Origin of the sequence: Mycolicibacterium pulveris (assembly GCF_010725725.1) — a bacterium.
GTDB lineage: Bacteria > Actinomycetota > Actinomycetes > Mycobacteriales > Mycobacteriaceae > Mycobacterium > Mycobacterium pulveris.
This window is the reverse complement of record NZ_AP022599.1, coordinates 20,479-40,163: the sequence shown is the minus strand read 5'-3', so window position 1 is coordinate 40,163 and position 19,685 is coordinate 20,479. Positions and strand designations below refer to the sequence as shown.

Sequence of the window (19,685 nt, the reverse complement as noted above, 5' to 3'; positions counted from 1 at the left end):
CTCAGTCGCTGCTGTCGCGGCGCTGGTTGGTGACGCCTTCGATGAGAGCGGCGACCTCCGGGGGCAACGCGGCGGTGACAGCGTTGGTGATCGCGGCAGCGCCGGGCAGCGTCGCCGTCGCGCCTTGGATCACTGCCACAGCCTCGGCGACTTTCGCCTGCGCCTGCTCGACTGTCACATCGACCTGACTCTTGATCGTGCCGAGCTGGTCGAACGCGGTCCCGACCGGGTTGTCGAACACGCCGCCCTTGCGCTGCTCCCCGGTCTTGCGCGCGGCCAACGCTGGTGCGCCGGCGCCGAGCAGGGTCAGCAGGCCGGTGACGATCTGGCCGATGTTGGAGCCCTGGTCGGCGGTGAGCGCGCCGACGGTGACGGCCAAGCCGACACCGCCGACGATGATCGTGCCGAGGTAGTAGATGGTTTCGCGGGTCTTGGCGTTCATGGGGTTGCGCCTTTCTGGGGTGTTGCGGCGGTGATCGCCTGGGGGTTGACGGCGTTGATGACGGCGAGCAGGTGGTTTGCGCGGGCCACCCAGAACGGGCCGTCCGCGTCCTTCGCCCCGGGCGCCTCACCCGACGCCAGGAACGCGAGATCGCGGATAGCCCAGCCCTCGCCGCGCAGCGCGGCGGCTTCGACCATCTCCTCATGCCGCATCGCGTTCGTCTGATACAGGGCGTCGATCGGGGTGAGCACCGCCTTGTTGTCCTTGCGGTAGTGCGACCGGGACGGGCGCGGCTGATTGGACATGAGCAACTCCTCAATCGGATCGAGCGGGGCAGCAGGGGCGACCTGGTTGACGTACTGGTCGTAGAGCCGTTCAGCTTCGGCGAACCGTTCGTCGTAGCGGTTGGGGTATGCGGACTTCTGGACGGCCTGCGCGAAGCTGCCGGGCGAGCGGCTGGTGTTGTTGTAGTCGAGCTTCAGCAGCCGGTCGAAGAACAGCCGCGACGAACTCTCGGGGTCCATGCAGGTTTTCGCGTCGCCCCACCACCACGCGCCGTTGCCCCACACGACTTGCTGCTGCCAGATGCCGACGCTGTATCCGTCGTTGCCGACTGCCTGGTGGGGCAGCAGCATCGACTCTGGGACTTTCGGGTTGGCGTAGACCTTGATGTTCGACTCGACCAGGGCGGTGGCTAGGCCGATCTTCAGCCCGCGCGGGGTGACGCCCATCGACTGGCCTACCCGCAGAATGGTTTTCACGTTGCTGTCGAAGGTGTAGACCGGCGCGGGCTTCGGAGGCGGCGGGGGTGCTGTGCTGGGCGCGGCGGCGGCGTAGGTGTAGCCCTTCGGCGGGATCAGTGTCGCGGCCTGGTCGAAGCTGATCCAGTAGCCGAACGGCCGGAACCCGCTGTCGGCGATCCACAGCGCCCGCCCGACGCCTGGCACGTCGTCCTTGTATCCCATCGCGGCGACGTAGTGGTACGTGGTGCCGCCCGAATAGGACGGGGAGACGCTGTCGTTGACGCCGCGCGGCTTGTTCGACGGCGGCGCGACCCAGTTCATGATGACGCCCCATCCGGCGTCGATCGACGCGACGATGTTGCGCCAGAGCGTTTCTTTCTGGGCTGTGGTGGGCGGGTCGTTCTCGATATAGACCGACGTGTATTTCGCGTCGGGTACGCGGCCGTCGAGGTAGCGTTCGAGCAGGCCGACGTAGTCGGTGCCGTCGCGGTCGTCGCCGCGGCCGGGGTTCTCGATTTGTTCGACGGCGTGGGCGATGTCGCGCTCGGCCAGGATGATGCCGCGTGAGTTCAGCACGACCTGGGTGGCGGCGGGTCCGCACCACCAGCCGGTCTCCTGCGGGACGATCGACCGGTCATACGGGAGCAGTTTCTCGGTCATCGCGGGAACTCGTTCCCGCTCAAGGGGTCAGCCCGCTTCTCTCCAGGTCTGATTGCGAACGACCATGCTGATCGTGGATGGTCTGACGCCGAACTCCGCTGCGAGAGCGATACCGGTCTCTCCTGCCTCGAATCGCTTACGGATCTCGCGCGCCTTCGCAAGGTCGAGCTTCGCGAGAACTCCCCGGCGGCAGTTCGATGCGTGAGTCGTGATGGCCAGGTGATCAGGGTTGACGCAGGCGCGGTGCGGGCAGGACGGTCCACCTGCGCATGTCTTGGGGTCGTGGCAGATGTGGTCGAGGTGGGCGCCAGCGGGGATCGGTCCATACGTCCGCACGTAGGAGTACCGGTGGGCTTTTTGCTTTCGGCCTTCAGCCCAGTAGCTGCCGTAGCCGTCTTCATCGGGCTGCAAGTTGTTCCAGGTCCAGCAGCCGTTCGGCATGACCGTGTAGCAGGTGTCGAAGTCACGCACCCTTGGTGGCTGGACACGGTTGTGGTGGCCGTGGATGAATTTCTTTGGTTGACCAGCGACGATGCCTTGGGAACTGTTGCTGGTCTTGTAGACGCCGGCTGGCTGTCCGCATCCGCAGCCGCATAGCGTCGCCGCATGTTCAAGCATGGCTTCAGGTTACTGACCTGCACTGACACGCCAGGGCGTTGATCGGTGTTGGCGCGCGTCACCGTCAATGTGTCTGCCGACTGGTGTTCGTGACCCACACCGCGCACGGTACGAACTGGTGGTGCAATCAGAAGTGGTAGAGCCGGCCGTCGGCTTTCTCGATGATCAGGTGCAGGACGGCGGCGGCGGCCAGGCCCGCGAGCGCGCCGCCGACGATGGTCCACACCAGCTGCGTCATGCGGTGACAGTAAAGCGCGTCAGTGCAGGCGGAAGCTCTACAAACCACCGGCTCCTGCAAACCAGCGGCCGCAGTCGCTAACGTATGTTCTCATGTTCGGGGACGAACAGAAAATGCGAACAGAAAATGCGCGGCGGGGGGGAGCGTGACGGCGGATGTATCTGTATCAAGCTGCATTTACGGCGCGGACGTTGGCGCGGACATTGCGGGCCGCGCTGATCAAAACTGATCCCGCACCGCTGAACTATCTGGACGTAGGCGCGCGTGGCGGGCTGCCCCGACGCTGGCGGCTACTCGAACAGCTCGGAAAAATCTCACCGATATTCGTTGAAGCCGACCCTGACGAAGCCGACAAACTCCGCAAACGGGGCCGCACCTTGTGCGCCGCACTCGGCAGCGAGCATGGCCTACTTGCTGATCTGAGGATCACCCGTGCCGCGCATTTGTCGTCAGTCCTGGAGCCCGACTACGACGGGTGGCCCCACGAACTCCTCCCCGATGTCGAGGTTGTCGAAAAGGTTCCGGTCACCCTGTCCCGACTGGATCACGTGTGGCCCGACGAATACGGCGACCCGCACTTCGTCAAGATCGACACCCAAGGCTATGACCTCGAAGTGCTCAAAGGATTCGGCGAGCTACTTAAGCGTGTGTGTTGCGCCGAAGTGGAGGTGTGCATGGCCAACCAGTACGTCGGCCAACCGTCACCCACCGACGTATACGACTATATGCGCGCTAGCGGGTTCGATATGGTCGGATTCAAGGCGAACAGTCTGCAGGCGGGCCGACAAACGGTTGTCTTCAACGCGTTCTTCGTCCGGGCGGAGATCCGCGACGTTCCCGCGGTCCGCATGTGGAAAATCGTGAACGATATCGGCTCAGCTCAACGGATTACGGCGATCGGAATCTAGACGGCGACGAACTCGATTGACTCCCAGCGTTCACTGAAATCTTTGCTAGTGGTGCTGCTGTAGAGGCCGTGCTTTTCGGCGGTCAAGAAGTCGGTCTGGCCGGTCAAGGTGATGATCGGTTCACCGCCGTTGACCGACACGGTGATATCGGTGCCGATGAACTCGATGGACACAACGTCTCCGTCAGTGTTGCTGACCGTGGTGGCCCCGCCCTCGACGGCTGTCGTCGTACCCTCAACCAGTTTCTTCAAGGCGTAGTAGTCATCACTGCCGGTGTCGCGCCATTGCAGCACCCAGTAGTTGGCGCCGTCCACGGAGCGAAAAACCACGCCGCCACCGTTGTTGGTGCCAGCCGATCTGATTGTGTGAGTCAGTATCCCATCTGAGGACCCGGACTCGACAACGGCGGAACTGCGGAATGCCCCCGCCTCCATGCGGGCTGCGCCGTCCGACCGTGACCACACGGGGTTGACTCCCGAGCCTGATCGTTGGAAGATCCACGGCTTACCGTCAGTGGTGACGTCGAGCGTCCCGTCTGCGGCGTTGAAGTCGTCCACAAATCCTGGGTAGACAACTTTGTTTAGGTTGGGGTTGTTGAAGAGGGTGTCGAGCACGATGTCGGGCATGTTGGCTCCTTTTTTGTTTCAGCGGTTGGGGATGGTCGGGTAGTCGGAGATGAGGGCGGTCACGCCCGCGTCGATTGCCGCGTTGAGGTTTTCGCTATCGTTTTCTACCGATGCCCCGGCGATCATGCCTGCCGAGAGGATGTCCGGCACTGCAGCGAGCGTCCCATCGGACAGGCTGTTCGGGGCCAAAAAACACATTTCGACGTCGAGTGCTTCGGCGGCGGGGATGACCGTGTCGGCGTTTTCGACGGTGACCCCGCTCAGTGCTAGACGTATCGTCTCCGACGCCGACCTGGCCGTAGTTAAGTCAGAAACGGTGTCGCCGAACAGGATGCACCTGTCTGACACTGGTGACGCCTCGATCAGCGCGACGAGTTCTGCGATGTTTGCGGATTTGCAATGGCACAGAATGTAGTCCAGGTGGGTGGCCTCGCAGGACTCTAGCCAATCTGACAGCAGCGGAATCTTGCCCCCGCCATCCAGGTTCACTGCCTTCAACTCGGCCAAGGTCATCGATGCGACTGAGCCGGTGCTGTCTGTGGTGCGGTTGATCGTGGCGTCGTGCATCATCACGAAATGGCCATCGGATGTGAGCCGGGCATCGATTTCGACACCAGGAACATCCGGGGGTAGATGCGGAAGGGTGCGGAACGAATTCTCCGCTTGACCACGAATGGTGGCCCGGTGAGCAAACATGTACGGAAACGCCCACGAACGCCGCATGTGCACACGCGACACCTCGATGTATCCGATGCGGGTGGCTGCGTCTTCGTCGCTGGACAGATTCATGGTCAGCCCGACATCGGATCGGCCTGCCAGCGTTGACATGTCGGTACTATCCAGCGTGGCGGTGGCGGCTTGCTGCCCGTCGACATATGCGGTGACGGTATCGTCATCAACCTGAATCTCGCAGATCAAGTCTGTGTCTCCGGTGAACCCGAAATCCGCGTCGCCGCTACCCAACACGGTGGTGCCAAGCATGATCGACACCTGATCACCGGTGCCGGTCCCGGTTTTTCGGAACCTCGCCCACAGGTAATCATCACTACTCCACGTGGAAGCTGAGCGAAGGCAGGCGGCGATGCCGAAGTCATGAGTCGACCCGACCGACACCAAGCATTTGACCCGCACATCACGCACAGGACACATCAGCGCGCCGAACCTGCGCCCGCCCGCGCCGGTGGCGCGGGCCGCCCCAGCCTGGATCGTGAGCGTGGAGTCATGCCAGAACGAACTACAGTCCGACACCCCCAGCCCTGTCGAATTGGCCACTGTGGTGTCTTTGCGGCGAAAGTGATCCCACACCACCAGATCGGGGCGCTCATCGATATATCTGAAGATCGGCGGCGGCGACCACGCTACGCCCGCCTGCGCGTCATACACCACGGTATCGGTGTAACTGGCCCCCCCGCCGGCGGAGTCATCGGAGAACTCGCCGACGAACACGGTGCCGTCCTTACGCACCTCGAAAGCAAGATTGTCCTCGGCATCTAGCACCCGCAGACTCTTCTTAGACCCGCCTGTGGTGTGCCTGATCTTCGTCGGCCCGATCTTCGTGTCGCTGCTGCTGTCAACCTCAAACGCGGTCGCGCCCCAACGGTCAAGCACACGAAAAGCATCGGCGTCACCGGGCTTCGGCACCCTCGGGTCATCGCCTTCGAGCATGTCCCGGCCAGCGATGTCGGCGGTCACCGCGAGCGCCACGGCCTCACCAACCGTCCCGCTTTCAGAAAGGACGGATTCAACCTCAGTCTTGACAACGGCAGGGAGTTTCTCGCCCGCGGGCGCGGCACCGTCGATCGCGACTAACCGCTTGTTCATGCGCGGCAACGTATCTGCGCCGCGTGCACCGGCTTAGCCCTCGCCTTCGCCTTCGCCTTCGCCTTCGCCTTCGCCTTCACCTTCGCCTTCACCGGAGCCGAGGTAGGCGCGGAACCACGCCTGCCCACGCGCGCCCTGACCGCCGCCACCACCACCGACGAGCCAGCCCTGACCGCCGCCGCCGCCCGCACCCGGAGGCGTAGCCCACCCGCCGGGCCAACCACCGCCCAGCCCGCCGCCGTACACCTCGCCGTTGAACTCGAAATCACCAGGCGACTGCCCCGCCGTCCCAAGATTGCCGGTAGCGACGGTGCCGCCGTTCGCCGTCAAACCACCCCAACCAGTCGCCGCCGCCGACGTCGCATTACCAGACACCGGAGGCGTCGCCCCAGGGACCGGGCCAGCGACATCACCGACCGTGCCCGTGATCTGCGTCGTACCGAACTCGATGTCAACCCCCCGCACCAGGGTCGCGGCCTTCCACTGTCCATGACCACCACCAGTGCCGCGATAGAGCGCGCTGTTGCCGCCTTCACCTGATGCGCCGCCGCCCAGCAACACCACATCAACATGCGTCGCCCACGACGGAATGTCATACGTGAACGCGCCCGGCTCAGTGAACACATCGAGCTGCCCATCCTCGACCGTCCACACCAGCAGCTCGCCCAGATACAACTGCGTGACCGGCGCAGACCCCAGGTACAGCGCCTTAACGAACCCCTCACCGAACTGCAGCAGCCCCATCGCGATCGACTACTCGCCCCCGGTCACATAGACCGCGTACAGCGTGTTCGGGTCCGGGCTGTCCAACCCCACCCAGTCCTCCTGGCTGATCGGCACAATATCCAGCGTCAGCGCCGCGCCGTCGCTGTCATGCGCAGTCACCACACCCGCCCCGGCCTTGGCGTCGGTGACCGACCCGTCGCCGAGCGCCGCCGTGCCGACCGCACCGTCATCGAGGTTGACCGCCTTCACCTCTTTGCTGCCGATCTTCGGGCTGGTGACCGCCCCGTTACCGATCTTCGGGCTGGTGACCGCGCCGTCCTTGATCTTCGGCGTCGTCACCCCACCATCGCTGAGGGTCGACGGCGCCAGGTAGGCGATCTCCTCGCGCAGCTCGGGCGCTAACCGCTCACCCAGCGGCTGATCAGAGTCGAACGTGAACACCAGCTGCGCCATAGCGCGCACGGTATGGGGTCAGCGTGCACCTAGCTGTCCGCTGAGGGCTTTGAAGCTGGCGTTGATCTCGCTCTGCGAGAACCCCGGCGGCGGCGTCGTAGGCGACGCGCCACCCTCACCGGAGGCCGCGGTATCAGCGTCGTCGGGGTCAGGCTCATACAGCTTGTCGAACAGCTGCTCACGCTCGTAACGGTCCTTATCCACGTTGCCGGTGTGCAGTGACTCCAGCCAGAACGTCTCCATCTCATCCAAGATTGCGTGCATCGACGGCAGCCTCATCGGATCGGCGATGCCGTGCGACCGGATGCGGGTACGCAGGTTGCGCCAGTGCAGCGCCGACGTGAACGCCAGCGACACCACCGCCCCGAACGGGCGGGCCGTGCCCCACGTCGCCACCGCCCGACCGATCCGATACACCGCATCGGCCGGGGCGTCGCCGTCGAGCATCGCCGCCAAGATCCGCTCATACTCGCCGTCGGCCAGATGCTCGCGCACGAACCGGGCCAGCCACTCGTGCCGCTGCTGCGCCTCGACCGCCTTCGCCTCGTCCTCAGACTGGCCGCGACGACGCTCGACCGGTTTCACCGACATCGCCAGCCACGCCGCCCCGGCCGGACCCGGCCGGCGGGCCGACACCCGCCCGACGCGCGGCACCTCCAACACCTGCACCCCGCCACGGTGTGCAGCGGTGTCGGCATCGGCCAGCATGTCCACAAACCCCGCAGGCGGCTCCCACACCACAAACGCCCGCCTTAAACCGTCACTTCTCGACCCGGCACCAGAACCGACAATGAGATCGACCGGCCCGACACCTGCGGCACCGTCGACGGCACAAACACCCGCGCCAACGTCGGCCGCGGCGGATCAGACAACGCCGCCAGCGCGCACGTCGACCCCGCCACCGGAACATCAGACAGTTCCGTCATGCCCTCGGGCTGGGTCTGCGTGATCGGCGACTGCAAATTGCTGTGCGCGAAATACGAGCCGCACAACAGCAGCCCGCCCGGCATGTCGATCGACGGGCAGATATGCCCCTGCCAACGCTCCCAGATGAACCGGCGCATCGTCGACGCGAAATGCCAACCCTCCGCGAAATCCGGCTCCGCATCCCGAATCGTCACCAGGTGCGCGATCTCCTCAGCCAAAAACCCGTTCGTGAACCCGTAACTGGCCGGCTCAGCGTCGGTGGCCACCCGCCCGAAGATCCGCATATGCACATCCCCGACGCCGAAAAACCCGTCGTTGACGGCGTGCAGCATCGTCCACCCGGCCTGCTGCGGCAGGATCTCCTCACCGATACCGAACTGGTTGGTCACGATCGCCAGGATCACGTCACCCTCGGTGGTGCCCGACGGCACATCCACGCTGGTCGCTGCCCCCAGCCCGCCGACGCCGTGCTCGACGCCCACCACCGACGGTGTCGGCCGCGGCTCCGGTGGCGTCATCGCGGGAATCCCGAACAAGTCCAGCGCCGTCTCCCCGGAAACAAACCCCGACTCCGCGCCGGACCCGCCGCCGTCGATCAGGGTGTTCTCCCAGAACTCGCTGATGAACCGCACTTCCACGCGGGCGAAAAACGTTTCGCCGGGCGCGACGTACCACCAGCCGGGGTCACGCGGCATCAGCGGCGCGGTGCAACTGTTCTGGCTGATGCTGTGCACACCGAAACTGGTGCCCAACGCCAGGATGCCGCCCTTGCCGATGTCCCAGCCGTTGCCGAACCGCGACACCACCTCCATGTCGATGGGCGGCGGCGACTCCGCATCACCGACCGCCACCCCTTGCGACATCGCCAGGTAGGCGCGGGAGCGGGCCTGCAGCGTCACCTGCGCGCCGCTGCGCGTGACCATGCCGTACACCCACTGCCCCACCGGGGAGTCGTTCGTCCACTGCACATTCAGCGTGTGCACCGGCTCGTTCTTGCCGCCCCAGAAACTCGTCGGCGGGTAGAACGCCGACACCGACTCAGCCTCGGCGTGCGCCAACGGCCGGTACTGCATCCACGGCTGCGGCCCCACCGCGTCATCAACCGTCGCGAAGTGCTCATTGTTCACGGTGTGTCACCTACCGGCCCGGCGAACACTAACAGCCGTGTCCACAACGCGTGCGCCTCCCAGCGCGACTCGAACTCGCTCGGCGCTGTCCACACACCGGGCGTCTGAACCGATGCGACATAGCGCAAGTGCATCGACTCACCCGGCTCCAGCACCCCGATCGGCACCCACACCTGCGACGACTCCCCGTCAACGAACAACCGCCCGTAGGCCAGATCCTTCGCCGCCGCCGACGCCCGGTTCACCTGAGCCCTGCCGCCGAACGCGTCCTGCGTCACCGACGGATAGTCGGCCACCACATGCCTGGCCCCCTTGGCGAACGACCAGGAGTCGTGAATCACCACCGTCGACGGGTTCTGCGCCACAATGCTGCGTGGCGCGCGGATGATCTGCACCGTCACGGCTTGGCGATCAGGCGTGGCGTTATACCAGTCGATGTCGCCGTCGATCATCACCACCGGATCGGGTGCGCGGGTGATCTCCCCGTCCTTGGTCGACTCCAGAAACCGTTCTTTGACGATGCGCGGGAACCACGTGCGCCGCATCCCCAAACCATCCACCGTGGAAAGCATGTACTCGCTGGTGCAGACCCGCAGGCTCACGACCGCACCGCCTCACGGTGTCCGCAGCCGCACACCTTGACCTCGCCCCGGCGCGCCAGCCGCGCACCGCAACGCGGGCAATCCCGGCCGGGCCGAAACGCGCCACCCGCACCCGGCGGCGTCAACGACTCGCGCATCATCCGGTCACCACCGACCCCTGGTCTGGGAATGCGATCAGCTGCAGCCTGGCCCAGTTCGCGAACGCCGCGTGCGTCGGGCTGTTCTGGTTCGCGTTGTCCGACCACGGCGGCGGCGTCCACATGTAGCAGCGATACCACAACGAGAACGACTGATTCGGCTCGATCGGGTAGGGCAGCCACTCGTCCACCGAATTGACCTCGGTCCACATGAACTGCACACCCGGCAGCGGCTCGGCCACGCTGTTGGTGCCCAGATCCAGCGCGGACCCGGTGCGGCCGTTGAAGATCGACGACGTCAACGGCGGCGACGGTTCGGCGTCGACCGCGTAGGTCCAGCGGTCACGGAACTGGATCGCGTTCGGTTGGCTCGTCCACCACTGCCGCGGCCCGCGGGTGACCCGGATCAGCAGCGGACGTGCGATCGGGGCGTTGTTGTGCCAGTGGATTTGCTGCTCGATCATCAGCCTGCCCGGCAGCACCGTCCACGGCCGCGCCAGTGGCCCGTCACCGCTGGACTTGGCGCGCACATCGACGACGAGCTCGGGCACCGACCACGGCTGCAGCCTCAACCGGCCGGCGGCGTCGACGGCGAGGTTCTCGTCGACACACACGTAGGGCTCGAGGTACTCGGTGATCGGCACGAAGCCGAGGGTGTCTCACCAGCGTGCAGGCCGCTACTCGCCCTCACCTTCGCCTTCGCCGGCGCCTTGGGCGGGGCTGAAGTGTTGCTGCGTGAACGAACGCATCCGCGCCACCACCGGCTGCCCGCTGGAGGCGTTGAGCACCACCAGGCCGACCTGATCCGGTTCCACGAAGTCGTCGCGCGCCACCGCGTGCACCTGCATCCAGTCGGCGCCGTTGTAGGAGAACTCGCAGATCCGGTCGGTGCCGTCGTCGCTGATACGCAGCCACTGCGGCACCCCATAGGGCAGGGCGGCGATGAGGAGCCCGACGTAGTCGGCGCTGTAGGTTGTCGCGTTGCTGTACTTGGCCACCGCCAGCTTCGCCCCCGAATCATGGGCTGGGCCGAACACGATGGCCTTGCCGCTGTCCGAGTCCCGCAACATCAACCCGGCGCGCACCGTGCCCGTCGGATACCACAGCGCCTCAATGTGCGCGGTCACCCGATACAGGCTGGCCAGCGCCAGCGGGCGGTGCGCGATCCGCAGGTTGGTTCCCGCCACGGACGACGCGATCAACACCACGCCGCCGCCGGTTTGCAGCACCGTGTCCTCTGCCAGGTTCTCCGTCGACCATTCGTTCGGCGGCGTCGTGTACAGGCTGGCTGTGGGCGTGAACACCGGCGACGCTGCCACTGGCTGCCCGGCCAGCAGCGTCGCCTCACCCGGCTTGGTGAACACGGGCTGGCCGTCCTGCTCTGCGAGCACCCAGCCGCCCGCACGGGCGGTGCTCCTGCGGTCCAACTCGTCGAGACGCCGCAGAATATCGCGCACCAGCTCCGTGTTCGAGCGTGGCCGCCGACCCAGCCGTGCGTCGCTCACAGCGTCTGCCCCGGCCCCGGTTTGACCAGCTCGGGCAGATCGTCGTTAACCGGCTCCAGGTCGATCCCCACAGTCGCCACCCCCTTTTCGACCGTCACGGTGACGCTATCCAACTCGTTGGGCGACAGCTGCCCGTAGGCTTCGACGTTGACGCGTGCCGACGGGATCATCTGCGCGATACTGATCGGCGCGGCTGGGTCCAGCGACGTGCCGGGCGCGACGCTGACCGCGTCACGCACCTTGCCGAGATAGCGGGCGGCCTCCTGCGCGGCCCGGTCAGCGTTGGACACCCCGAACATGCTGTCGCGGCGAACAATCGTCTGCCTGGTCACACCGGCCATCGGCACCCGCGCCCGCGACACATGATCCCCTGCGCGTAACAGCACATCGTTGAACATTTTCGTGCCGTCACGGATCAGGATCGGGTCACCGTCGACGAAATGATCCTCACCCAGCGCGGTCACCGGCTCGAAAGGCTGCGGCCCCAGATACAGGGTGCCCGCGGCGACCGTCCAGTACAGGCCGAGCCCTTCGAGTCGGCCGATGGTGTCGGTGAGCATTTCGTCGTCGGCGACGCAGTTGAAGTCGAACCGCTGTCCGCGCGGGTCCGGGCGCACCACCACACGCAGGTTGAGGCTGTGCAGTTCGATCGCCGCGCCGAACAGTTCGGCAGCGATGTCGGCCGGATCGGCCGATTCCCACCGCTTCGTGATCGGGCAGCGGGTGCCTTCCCGCAGCAGGCTGGCCGGGTCACCGGCAGCGATGTGCAGCCAGGTTCGTCCGCGTTCGCGGCGCTGAATCGGGCCGCGCCAATACATTTCGCGGCCATGCTCATCCCACACCGACACCCAGTGCAGGCACGCCACGATGTCGGGCACACCAGCGATTCCGACAGGCACCGTCACGTCGCACATCGACACCTCACGCAACGCCCGCGTCCACTTCAGCTTCGTGTACCCGCTGGCCAGCAGCTGCCACACCGGAGTGCCGGTCACCGTGTGAATCGCCACGATCTGCCGATCCGAAACGATCCCCATCAGGGCTCCCGGTCACGCAACGTCAGATGTACATCGAACTCGCTGTTCGCCGCGGTCTGCACAACCAGTTCCCAGCACATCTGCCGGTCGATCACCGGCGGCCGCCACGGCGCACCCGAAGGTGTGCCGACCACACCGGACACGTGGTGGCGGCGATCCTTGTAGATAGCCCAGAACCGGCCGGTGACACCGTCCAAGACGAGTTCGGCGCCCGCCGCCAACCCGGCGACCTTCAACGGCCACAAGCTCTCCTCGCAGCGCACATCCGAACCGCACTCACGCCAAAACGCCTGCAACGACAACGCATCCTCGCCGAGGTTACGGATGATCGTCGTCACCGCCGTCTCCCGGCAGCGCAGCGGCCAATCCAACGTCGGCACCCAGAACGAGTATTTGTCGATCTCGCCGACCGGCATACACCCGCCGCACACCGGCGGCGGCGACGTCACCACCTCGATCTCCTCCGGTACGCACTCGGTGGAGAACAACACCGGAATCTCAATGCACGACTCGGGTTTCTCACAGTCAGGTGAGTGCACATAGTTGACCGGCTGCCGTGTCTGCTCATCCCATGCCACCGGCACCTCCACCGCAGGCAGATACGGGTACGGTGACAACGTCGTCATCTCCCACGACACCACGTAAACGGTGGCCTGCTGGTTGCGGCGCTTCTCGGTGTTGAACTCCTGCACCACCACAGGGGCCTTCGTCAACACCACCCCATGCAGCTCACGCACCAGCGTGTCCGGGTCCACACCAGAGTGCGCCGGGGACGCCGACAAGTACCGCAGCACACTGTCGTCACGCTCAGCCGCCGCGCGCAGCAGACACGCCAACCAGTCAAGCCCGAACTCCACCCCCGCGTGAGTGCAGCCCACCAACAGCGCCTCGAAGCTCAGCGTGCGCGGCATATCCCTGTTCGACCCCGCCGCCGCGCCCGAGGCGGCCAGCTGAATGATCGGCCGATCCACCGGCGTCGGATCAAACCCGTCAGCCCTGGTCACCCACACCCCGCCGAACTCCCCAGACTCCGGTTGGCGGGTGGTGTACCACGGCGCCAACTCCGGCCGATACGCGTTGTCGCCCAACCAGTCCCGCAAACCCGGCCACGCGTCGTCATAGTCGACGTCGACGACCGGGCATCCGGCGCAGATCGCCGCAGGCCCCCAACAGGTGCCGTCAATCTCGATCAGGCCGGGACCGTAGCGCCGCGACCCGTGCGGCGGTGTCCACAAACCCTCCGACACCTGCACCGACGACGCCGGGATCTCGAACAGGCCGGGGAAGTCACCGGATTCGATCAGCTCCTCACACCCGTCAGACTCCGTCAGGTACAGCCCACCGGCGCCGACCATGCCGCCGATCCCGAACAGGCCGTCGGCGTCCTCCGGCCCGGCCGGCGGCGCGGGCACGTACAGGCCCGAGCCGGGCGGGTCTTCCACCAGTGCGTACGCATCCGGCTGCGGCCCCCCGAAAATCGTGTCGTCGGTGGGGACGTCGGCGCCCAGGTGCGCGATCACCCGCGAACTGTTGGCGATCTCGACACCGTCCAGCGCGAACCAGCCACGATATGCACCCATCAGCGCACCAGCTCCATCAGACTGTCGGCAACGTTGCGGCCTGCGTCGGGGCCGCCGTCGACGACGATGTGCACGTCACCGAACGACGCCCCATCTGAGCCGCCGCTGCGTTCGATCGCTGAGATCAGCCGTTCAAGTTTGTCGGGCAGCCGGTCGAACGCGATCGTGTTCGACGGCGACAGCACCCGCTCCGGCTCCAGTGTCGCTTTCGGGATGAACCCGACACCACGCGCCATGCCGCCCTGGTCGAAGAACCTCAGCCCGCCGAGCGCGCCACCCAGCCCGCCCAGCACCCCGCCGGCCGCCCCGCCGAGGCCGCCGACGATGCCGAGCAGCGGCGCGATCAACCCGACCGCCGACCCGCCCAGTCCGCTGAAGATCGCCGCCAGCCCGCCGCCGAGGCTGCCCAGCAGCGCCGTCAACCCACCCGACACCAACCCCAGCAGCACCTCGATCGGGTTCAGCAGCAGCTGCAGCGGCCCCGCGATCAACTGCTCGATCAGCCCGCCGCCGAGCAACGCGGCCATGATGTTCGGGAAGTACGACAGCAGCCCGTCGCCGATGATGTCGACGAGCACATCAAACAGCGACACCCAGATGTCGGACAGGATCTCTGACCACACCTCGACCGCCGCGCCGCCGATTCCGGTGATCGCCGACGACGCCAGATTGCCGAGCAGACCGCCGACAGCGCCGCCGCCGGGGAACGCCGCATTCATGCCCGCGGTGATCGCCGACGATGCGGCCTGACTCGCGAAGCTGAGCACCGCATTCCAGATCGCCTTAGCCATCGGCACGATGACCCGTTCGATGATGTACTGGATCAGCTGCGAGATAACGATTTTCAGGATGCGGATGCGTTCCTGCGTGGCCATCTCCGTCGTCGACATCGACCGCTCGGCCAGCGCGCTGGTGTCGTTGAACAAGCGGCCGCCCGCGTCGAACGCTTTGAAGTCGCCGCGGAACTGCCGGAACTCATCAGTCACCTCGGCGAGGGTGTCGCGGGCCTCGATCTGCACACCGAGCACCGCGAGCAGGATGCGGACCAGAATGTTCACAAGCAGCCCGATGATCGGTATCTGCGACACACCGAAGAACTCGGCTCCCACAACGTCGTTGACGATCACACCGCCGCCGGTGGCAAACCGCGGCAGGCTCGCCGGGTCGATCAGCCCGGCGTTGAGGGCGTGGAACAGGCCGGGGTTGCGTGCCACCACCGCGGCGCGGGTGATGAACTCGCCGTTAGACACCCGCGCCAGCATCGAATCCGACGTGCCCGTTCCCGGCCCGCGGAACATGCCGCCTGCCGCCATGCCGGGCACCGCCTGACCCGCCGCACCGCCCGCGGCGTTCAGAGCCGCCTGCGCCATCTGCGACGTGATCTGCACCAGCTGGTCGCGGACCTGGGTCAAGATGTCCATCAGCTGCTGGTGGCGCGCCTGGTTCGCCGCCTCCATGCTCGTGAACGAGCGGTCGATCAGCGCGGCGGTGTCGGTCATCAACGCGCCACGCGAGTCGAACTTGGGTCCGTCACCCACGAACAGGTTGTCGGCCTGCCCCTGGCTGCCGGTGCGGTTGTAGTCACCCACCTGGTAGCCGAGCATCGCGGCGATCGCGGCGGGGTTGCGTTCCTTGATCAGGTCCAGCGCCGACGCCGTCTGCTCGGGCATCTCCCGGTCACCCTGGCCCAGCACCGCGCCGAGCACATCAGTCATCATCTGCGGCAACACCGCATTGACCGCCCCCGTCAATGCTTGGGTGAGTGCCTGCAGCTCCGGTGACTGCTGGCCCGGCTGACCGGACAGCAGCGACAGGCCGCCCATCGCGTCGCCGACACAGCCGCACATGTTCGACGCGATGCTGCTGAACGGATCCGAACCGCCAGGCATCAGGGCGCCGCGCACGCCGAGCATCGCCCCCTCGGCCGCGACCGCGTGAATGTGGTCGAAGTGATCCCCACCGGTGTCGGTCTGCCACAGGCTGCGGTTCGGGTCGATCAACCCGTTACCGGCCAGGAAATTCCACATCTGGTCGCCCAGCACCTTGCCGGCCGGGTTCGCCCCGCCGCGGGTCGTGCCGCCGGGAATCATAATGTCCAGCGCCCGCCCAGACGGGTGGTCGGGGTGCCGATCCTGGCGGACACCGCCGATCTCGCGGACCTGCGGGAAGTTCTGGGCGATGATGTCCCACAACGCGCTGGCCGCCGGGGTCAGCCCGGCTTTGCTGCCCTGCGGGCCGCCGAACCCGGCGATCGTCACCGGCACCGGCGACGTCGCGCCGCCGCGGCGGCTGGTGCTGCCGGTGGCGAGTTTGTCGCGGAACTTCTGCAACGCCCCGATCAGCGACGTGTTCTCCGGCGTCAGCGCGCCCGTGTAGCCGCCGCCTGCGACGATCTGCTCGACGAGGCTGGCGATGGTGTCGGCGCCGAGGTTGTTGCGTTTGCGGCCACGGGCGGACACGATCGCCTTCACGACCGAATCCGATGCGTCCAACCCCGACCCGGCCAGGTCGGAGATGTTGCCGGAGCGGGCGAACGCCGCCAACGCTGCTGCGACCGCGGACGTGCTCACCGCACCGCCAGCACCGCCCGCGAGCACACCACCTGCGCCGCGCTGCGGCATCAGCCAGCCCGGTGTGAGATCCCAGCCGGGGATCGGGTCGCCCGGCATCCACGGCCGGCTGCCTGATGTGGCGCTGCCTGCCGCGCTGGTGAGCGCGGTCGCGGTTTCGTCGCCGATCTGCGTCGCCAGCGTGTCGCCCGGCTTGCCGCCGAGCACGGCGAGGATCTGCTGCAACAGGTTGACGACCGGCTGTATCGCCGCCGCGATGTCGGACGCGATCGGCGACATGCCGGGCACCACACCACCGGACTCGAACCCGATCACACCGCCGCCCGCATAACCCCTGCGCGACAGACCCGGCCGGAACATGCTGTTGATCGCGTACACGAAGCCCGGACCCAGCGCCCGCACAGCCTCGGGGATCAGCACACCCTCGCCGCCCGACATCGGTACCAGCATGTTGTCGATACCGGGGCTGTAGCCCGGCAGCACACCACCGCCAGCGCGGCCACCGCCGATGATCGGGGTTCCGTCAGGGTTGCGCAGCCCGAGGCTGCCGCCGATACCGCCAGTGGTGAGCAGACCACGCGGGTCGAGGTACTGCACCTGAATCTTCAACCGGCCTTCGGGCAGCCGTGTCACCGCGTAGCCGAGCTTGCGCAGCGCCTCAGCAGCCTTCTCGGTGTCGGTCTGGTCGATCTGCACCTCACCCTTGGGCAGGCCCAGGATCGTGTTGCCGAGCTCGTCGACGTTGCCGGTGGCTGCCTTGGCCATGTTGGCGATCTCGGCGAGAGCCTCGCCGCTGAGCCCCGCAACTTGCGGCAGGTTCGACTGCAGGTTCGGCGGTGCGACGGGCAGCCCGGACCCGAACGGGCCGAGACGCTCACCGGCCAGCGCGCCGGGCACCAGCATGCTGCGCCAGTCTTTGGCTGAGGGTTTGATCGACGCCGGCGGGGGTGCGACCGCTGCGCCGGCGCCGATGGACGGGTCTGGCGCCACCTGCGCGGGCAGGCCGGGTGGGCGGCTGTCCAGCCAGTCGCGGTGCTGCTTGTTGAGGTTGTCGATGCGGTTGGCCTGGTTGATGAACGCCTGCGTCAGCGCCGCCGCCGCCCCGGCCAAAGTGCCGAACGCCGCGCCGACCGGGCCTCCGAACTGCGCGCCGATCAGCGCGCCGCCGCCCAACGTGGCCAGCGCCGACAACCCGTTGGGCTGCCGCGAACCGTCCATCGGGGTGGTGAGCAGCCCGCCTGCCGCTAGCGCCAACCCCGGCCCCAGCAGGCTGCCGCTCCCGCCGAGCGCGCCGCGCGCGCTGCCCGCCTTGCTGTTGATGCCGCCGAGCAGCCCGTCGACACGGGTCAGCGCGGTGATCAGCCCGCCGAACGGCGCGATCGTCTTGAACGCCAGCAGCGCGATCGTGGCGGCCTCCAACCCGCCCGGCAACGCATTGATCGCACCCAGCACCGTCTCGAGCACCGGCAACAGCACCGCGGTCCACTGCTTAGACGCCTCATAGATCGACTTGAACGCCTCGCCGAGTTCCCGCAGCACCGGCAGCCACTGCTGGATCTGCTCGCGGCCCTCACGGAAGAAGTTGCCGAGCCGTTCCTGCCCCTCAGCCGACCCGGTGAACTCCGCGAGACGACCCGTCGCCGACTCCAGCCACTGCAGGAACCCGCCCTGATCCGCCCCGGCCGCCTTCGTGATGTTCGTGATGACCTTGCCGAGGTTCAGGAACGACTCACCCAACTGTGTGGTGCCGGTCAGCGCCTGATCAATCCAGCGGTCAAGGTTGCCGTTCTCGGCGCTCTTGGTGATCCAGTTGTCGAACCGGGTCGTCACCTTCTCCAAACCGTCAGCCAGGCGCGGCAGAAAATCGGTGCCCTCGGCCGTCAGCGTTCCCATGCCGTGAATCAGCGGCTGGATCGCCGCGTTGGCCCTGGTTTGCGCCTCCGCGGTATTGCCGAAAACCTTGTCCATCATCGACTGCGTCGAATCCAGTCCGACGACACGTCCGAGTTCCTTGAACGTCTTGTTCCACGCGGACCCGACCTGCGCGGTGCCGCGCGTCAGCGTCGGCATCGTCCTCGTCGCCAGCTCATCGAGCGTGGCGTCGATGCCCTCGAACATGTTGTGCGCCGTGTTCTTCTGCAGCTCCTTCCACGGCCCCTGCGTAAACCGGCTGATCGCCTTCGCGGTGTTGACCGCGTTGACGTCCATGTCCTTGAGCGCCTCAGCGACCTTCTCGAGGTCTTTCGGATCACCGGACTTCGCCGCCTCGTTGAGCGCCCCGATCGCGTCACCCAGGCCCTGGAACCCGACCACCGCCGTGGCGATCGACGACGCGGCGCCGGCGAACACACCGGGCAGCGCCAAACCGAGCTGGGTCAGCTGCTGCAACCCGCCGGTGACGTCGGTGAGGACCGTGGCCATCGCCGGCCACGACCCGAGTGTGAGCGCGCCGGCGTTGAACACCGCCGCGCCGAGCGGGCCGCTGGTGTACCTGCCGCCGCGCCGGAAACCACCACCGCCGCCACCGCCGCCGCCGCGGATCGGGCCGCCCGGTGTCGGCGCGGCAGCCGCCGCGGTCTGCGCCGCAGCGACCTTCTCCCACGACCGGGCCAAGCTGTCGACCGCGGCCTTCTGCTTGAGCACCGCACGGGTCTGCGCGTTGAGCGCCCGCGTCGACAGGCCCGCCGCCGCCTGCGCCTTCGCCGCGGTCTTGGCGTGCTCGCGGCCGATGTCCTCGACGGCCTTCGACACCACCTGCGCGGCGGCGTCCTGCTGGGCCGCGGACTTCTCCGACTCGCGGGTCAGGCTCTTGTAGTCGCGTTCGACCGCGTTCAGGCGGCGTTGCAGATCCCGCAGCGCGGGCGCCATCGCCGTCTGGATCTCGCGCAGAATCTCCGTCGGCAGCCCCGACCCGTCGATCTTCAGGTCGAGGCGGATATCACCGACGGGCGTGGTCACACGCGCA

Annotated in this window: 17 protein-coding genes; 1 reads left to right on the top strand and 16 read right to left on the bottom strand. The window is 66.7% G+C overall.

Annotation, left to right across the window (positions count from 1 at the left end):
- Window position 1: 1 nt before the first annotated feature.
- Genes G6N28_RS00230 through G6N28_RS00220 form a run of 3 tightly spaced genes read right to left on the bottom strand, consistent with a single transcriptional unit; the run spans window position 2 to window position 2,463 of the window.
- Window positions 2–442: a phage holin family protein gene (locus G6N28_RS00230; protein ID WP_163896505.1), complete on the bottom strand. Its 441-nt coding sequence runs from the start codon at window positions 440–442 to the stop codon at window positions 2–4.
- Entirely contained in the window at window positions 439–1,845 is a 1,407-nt protein-coding gene (locus G6N28_RS00225) for a C39 family peptidase (RefSeq protein WP_163896504.1), read from the bottom strand. The genes G6N28_RS00230 and G6N28_RS00225 overlap by 4 nt, the downstream gene beginning before the upstream one ends.
- 27 nt (window positions 1,846–1,872) lie before the next feature.
- Window positions 1,873–2,463, bottom strand: a complete 591-nt coding sequence (locus G6N28_RS00220) for a hypothetical protein (protein WP_163896503.1) — start codon at window positions 2,461–2,463, stop codon at window positions 1,873–1,875.
- A 393-nt stretch (window positions 2,464–2,856) separates the two neighbouring features.
- Between G6N28_RS00220 and G6N28_RS00215 the strand changes: the two genes are divergently transcribed.
- Window positions 2,857–3,609 carry an FkbM family methyltransferase gene (locus tag G6N28_RS00215; RefSeq protein ID WP_163896502.1) on the top strand — a complete coding sequence of 251 codons (753 nt, stop codon included), beginning with the start codon at window positions 2,857–2,859 and terminating at the stop codon, window positions 3,607–3,609.
- On the opposite strand, the gene G6N28_RS00210 is transcribed toward G6N28_RS00215, so the two are convergent.
- Genes G6N28_RS00210 through G6N28_RS00145 form a run of 13 tightly spaced genes read right to left on the bottom strand, consistent with a single transcriptional unit; the run spans window position 3,606 to window position 19,678 of the window.
- Window positions 3,606–4,235: a hypothetical protein gene (locus G6N28_RS00210; protein ID WP_163896501.1), complete on the bottom strand. Its 630-nt coding sequence runs from the start codon at window positions 4,233–4,235 to the stop codon at window positions 3,606–3,608. The two genes, G6N28_RS00215 and G6N28_RS00210, sit on opposite strands and share 4 nt — an antisense overlap.
- An 18-nt stretch (window positions 4,236–4,253) precedes the next feature.
- Entirely contained in the window at window positions 4,254–6,056 is a 1,803-nt protein-coding gene (locus G6N28_RS00205; RefSeq protein ID WP_163896500.1) for a glycerophosphodiester phosphodiesterase, read from the bottom strand.
- Window positions 6,057–6,089: 33 nt separating this feature from the next.
- The gene (locus G6N28_RS00200) at window positions 6,090–6,800 is read right to left on the bottom strand and encodes a glycine-rich domain-containing protein (protein WP_163896459.1); all 711 of its coding nucleotides are present in this window, start codon (window positions 6,798–6,800) and stop codon (window positions 6,090–6,092) included.
- 9 nt (window positions 6,801–6,809) lie between these two features.
- Complete coding sequence (locus G6N28_RS00195) at window positions 6,810–7,235, bottom strand: hypothetical protein (RefSeq protein WP_163896499.1); 426 nt, start codon at window positions 7,233–7,235, stop codon at window positions 6,810–6,812.
- An 18-nt stretch (window positions 7,236–7,253) separates the two neighbouring features.
- On the bottom strand, window positions 7,254–7,973 hold the full coding sequence (locus G6N28_RS26935) for a DUF7240 domain-containing protein (protein WP_235674420.1): 720 nt from the start codon (window positions 7,971–7,973) through the stop codon (window positions 7,254–7,256).
- 14 nt (window positions 7,974–7,987) lie between these two features.
- Window positions 7,988–9,289: a DUF7172 family protein gene (locus tag G6N28_RS00180; protein WP_235674419.1), complete on the bottom strand. Its 1,302-nt coding sequence runs from the start codon at window positions 9,287–9,289 to the stop codon at window positions 7,988–7,990.
- Entirely contained in the window at window positions 9,286–9,891 is a 606-nt protein-coding gene (locus tag G6N28_RS00175; RefSeq protein WP_163896498.1) for a DUF7172 family protein, read from the bottom strand. The genes G6N28_RS00180 and G6N28_RS00175 overlap by 4 nt, the downstream gene beginning before the upstream one ends.
- The gene (locus G6N28_RS00170) at window positions 9,888–10,031 is read right to left on the bottom strand and encodes a hypothetical protein (protein WP_163896497.1); all 144 of its coding nucleotides are present in this window, start codon (window positions 10,029–10,031) and stop codon (window positions 9,888–9,890) included. The genes G6N28_RS00175 and G6N28_RS00170 overlap by 4 nt, the downstream gene beginning before the upstream one ends.
- Window positions 10,028–10,672: a DUF7172 family protein gene (locus tag G6N28_RS00165; RefSeq protein ID WP_163896496.1), complete on the bottom strand. Its 645-nt coding sequence runs from the start codon at window positions 10,670–10,672 to the stop codon at window positions 10,028–10,030. Before G6N28_RS00165 ends, G6N28_RS00170 begins: the two co-directional genes overlap by 4 nt.
- Before the next feature lie 33 nt (window positions 10,673–10,705).
- The gene (locus G6N28_RS00160) at window positions 10,706–11,485 is read right to left on the bottom strand and encodes a hypothetical protein (RefSeq protein ID WP_220097455.1); all 780 of its coding nucleotides are present in this window, start codon (window positions 11,483–11,485) and stop codon (window positions 10,706–10,708) included.
- Between the two features lie 44 nt (window positions 11,486–11,529).
- Window positions 11,530–12,570: a hypothetical protein gene (locus tag G6N28_RS00155; protein WP_163896494.1), complete on the bottom strand. Its 1,041-nt coding sequence runs from the start codon at window positions 12,568–12,570 to the stop codon at window positions 11,530–11,532.
- Window positions 12,570–14,150 carry a hypothetical protein gene (locus G6N28_RS26895; protein ID WP_197745768.1) on the bottom strand — a complete coding sequence of 527 codons (1,581 nt, stop codon included), beginning with the start codon at window positions 14,148–14,150 and terminating at the stop codon, window positions 12,570–12,572. The genes G6N28_RS00155 and G6N28_RS26895 overlap by 1 nt, the downstream gene beginning before the upstream one ends.
- Entirely contained in the window at window positions 14,150–19,678 is a 5,529-nt protein-coding gene (locus tag G6N28_RS00145) for a VldE C-terminal domain-containing protein (RefSeq protein WP_163896493.1), read from the bottom strand. Before G6N28_RS00145 ends, G6N28_RS26895 begins: the two co-directional genes overlap by 1 nt.
- Between the last annotated feature and the right edge of the window lie 7 nt (window positions 19,679–19,685).

Coding starts and splice junctions, on each gene's coding strand:
- G6N28_RS26895 (WP_197745768.1), bottom strand. CDS start 14,150: ATGGGTGCATATCGTGGCTGGTTCGCGCTGGACGGTGTCGAGATCGCC.
- G6N28_RS00205 (WP_163896500.1), bottom strand. CDS start 6,056: ATGAACAAGCGGTTAGTCGCGATCGACGGTGCCGCGCCCGCGGGCGAG.
- G6N28_RS00220 (WP_163896503.1), bottom strand. CDS start 2,463: ATGCTTGAACATGCGGCGACGCTATGCGGCTGCGGATGCGGACAGCCA.
- G6N28_RS00170 (WP_163896497.1), bottom strand. CDS start 10,031: ATGATGCGCGAGTCGTTGACGCCGCCGGGTGCGGGTGGCGCGTTTCGG.
- G6N28_RS00215 (WP_163896502.1), top strand. CDS start 2,857: ATGTATCTGTATCAAGCTGCATTTACGGCGCGGACGTTGGCGCGGACA.
- G6N28_RS00225 (WP_163896504.1), bottom strand. CDS start 1,845: ATGACCGAGAAACTGCTCCCGTATGACCGGTCGATCGTCCCGCAGGAG.
- G6N28_RS00200 (WP_163896459.1), bottom strand. CDS start 6,800: ATGGGGCTGCTGCAGTTCGGTGAGGGGTTCGTTAAGGCGCTGTACCTG.
- G6N28_RS00195 (WP_163896499.1), bottom strand. CDS start 7,235: ATGGCGCAGCTGGTGTTCACGTTCGACTCTGATCAGCCGCTGGGTGAG.
- G6N28_RS00230 (WP_163896505.1), bottom strand. CDS start 442: ATGAACGCCAAGACCCGCGAAACCATCTACTACCTCGGCACGATCATC.
- G6N28_RS00210 (WP_163896501.1), bottom strand. CDS start 4,235: ATGCCCGACATCGTGCTCGACACCCTCTTCAACAACCCCAACCTAAAC.
- G6N28_RS00155 (WP_163896494.1), bottom strand. CDS start 12,570: ATGGGGATCGTTTCGGATCGGCAGATCGTGGCGATTCACACGGTGACC.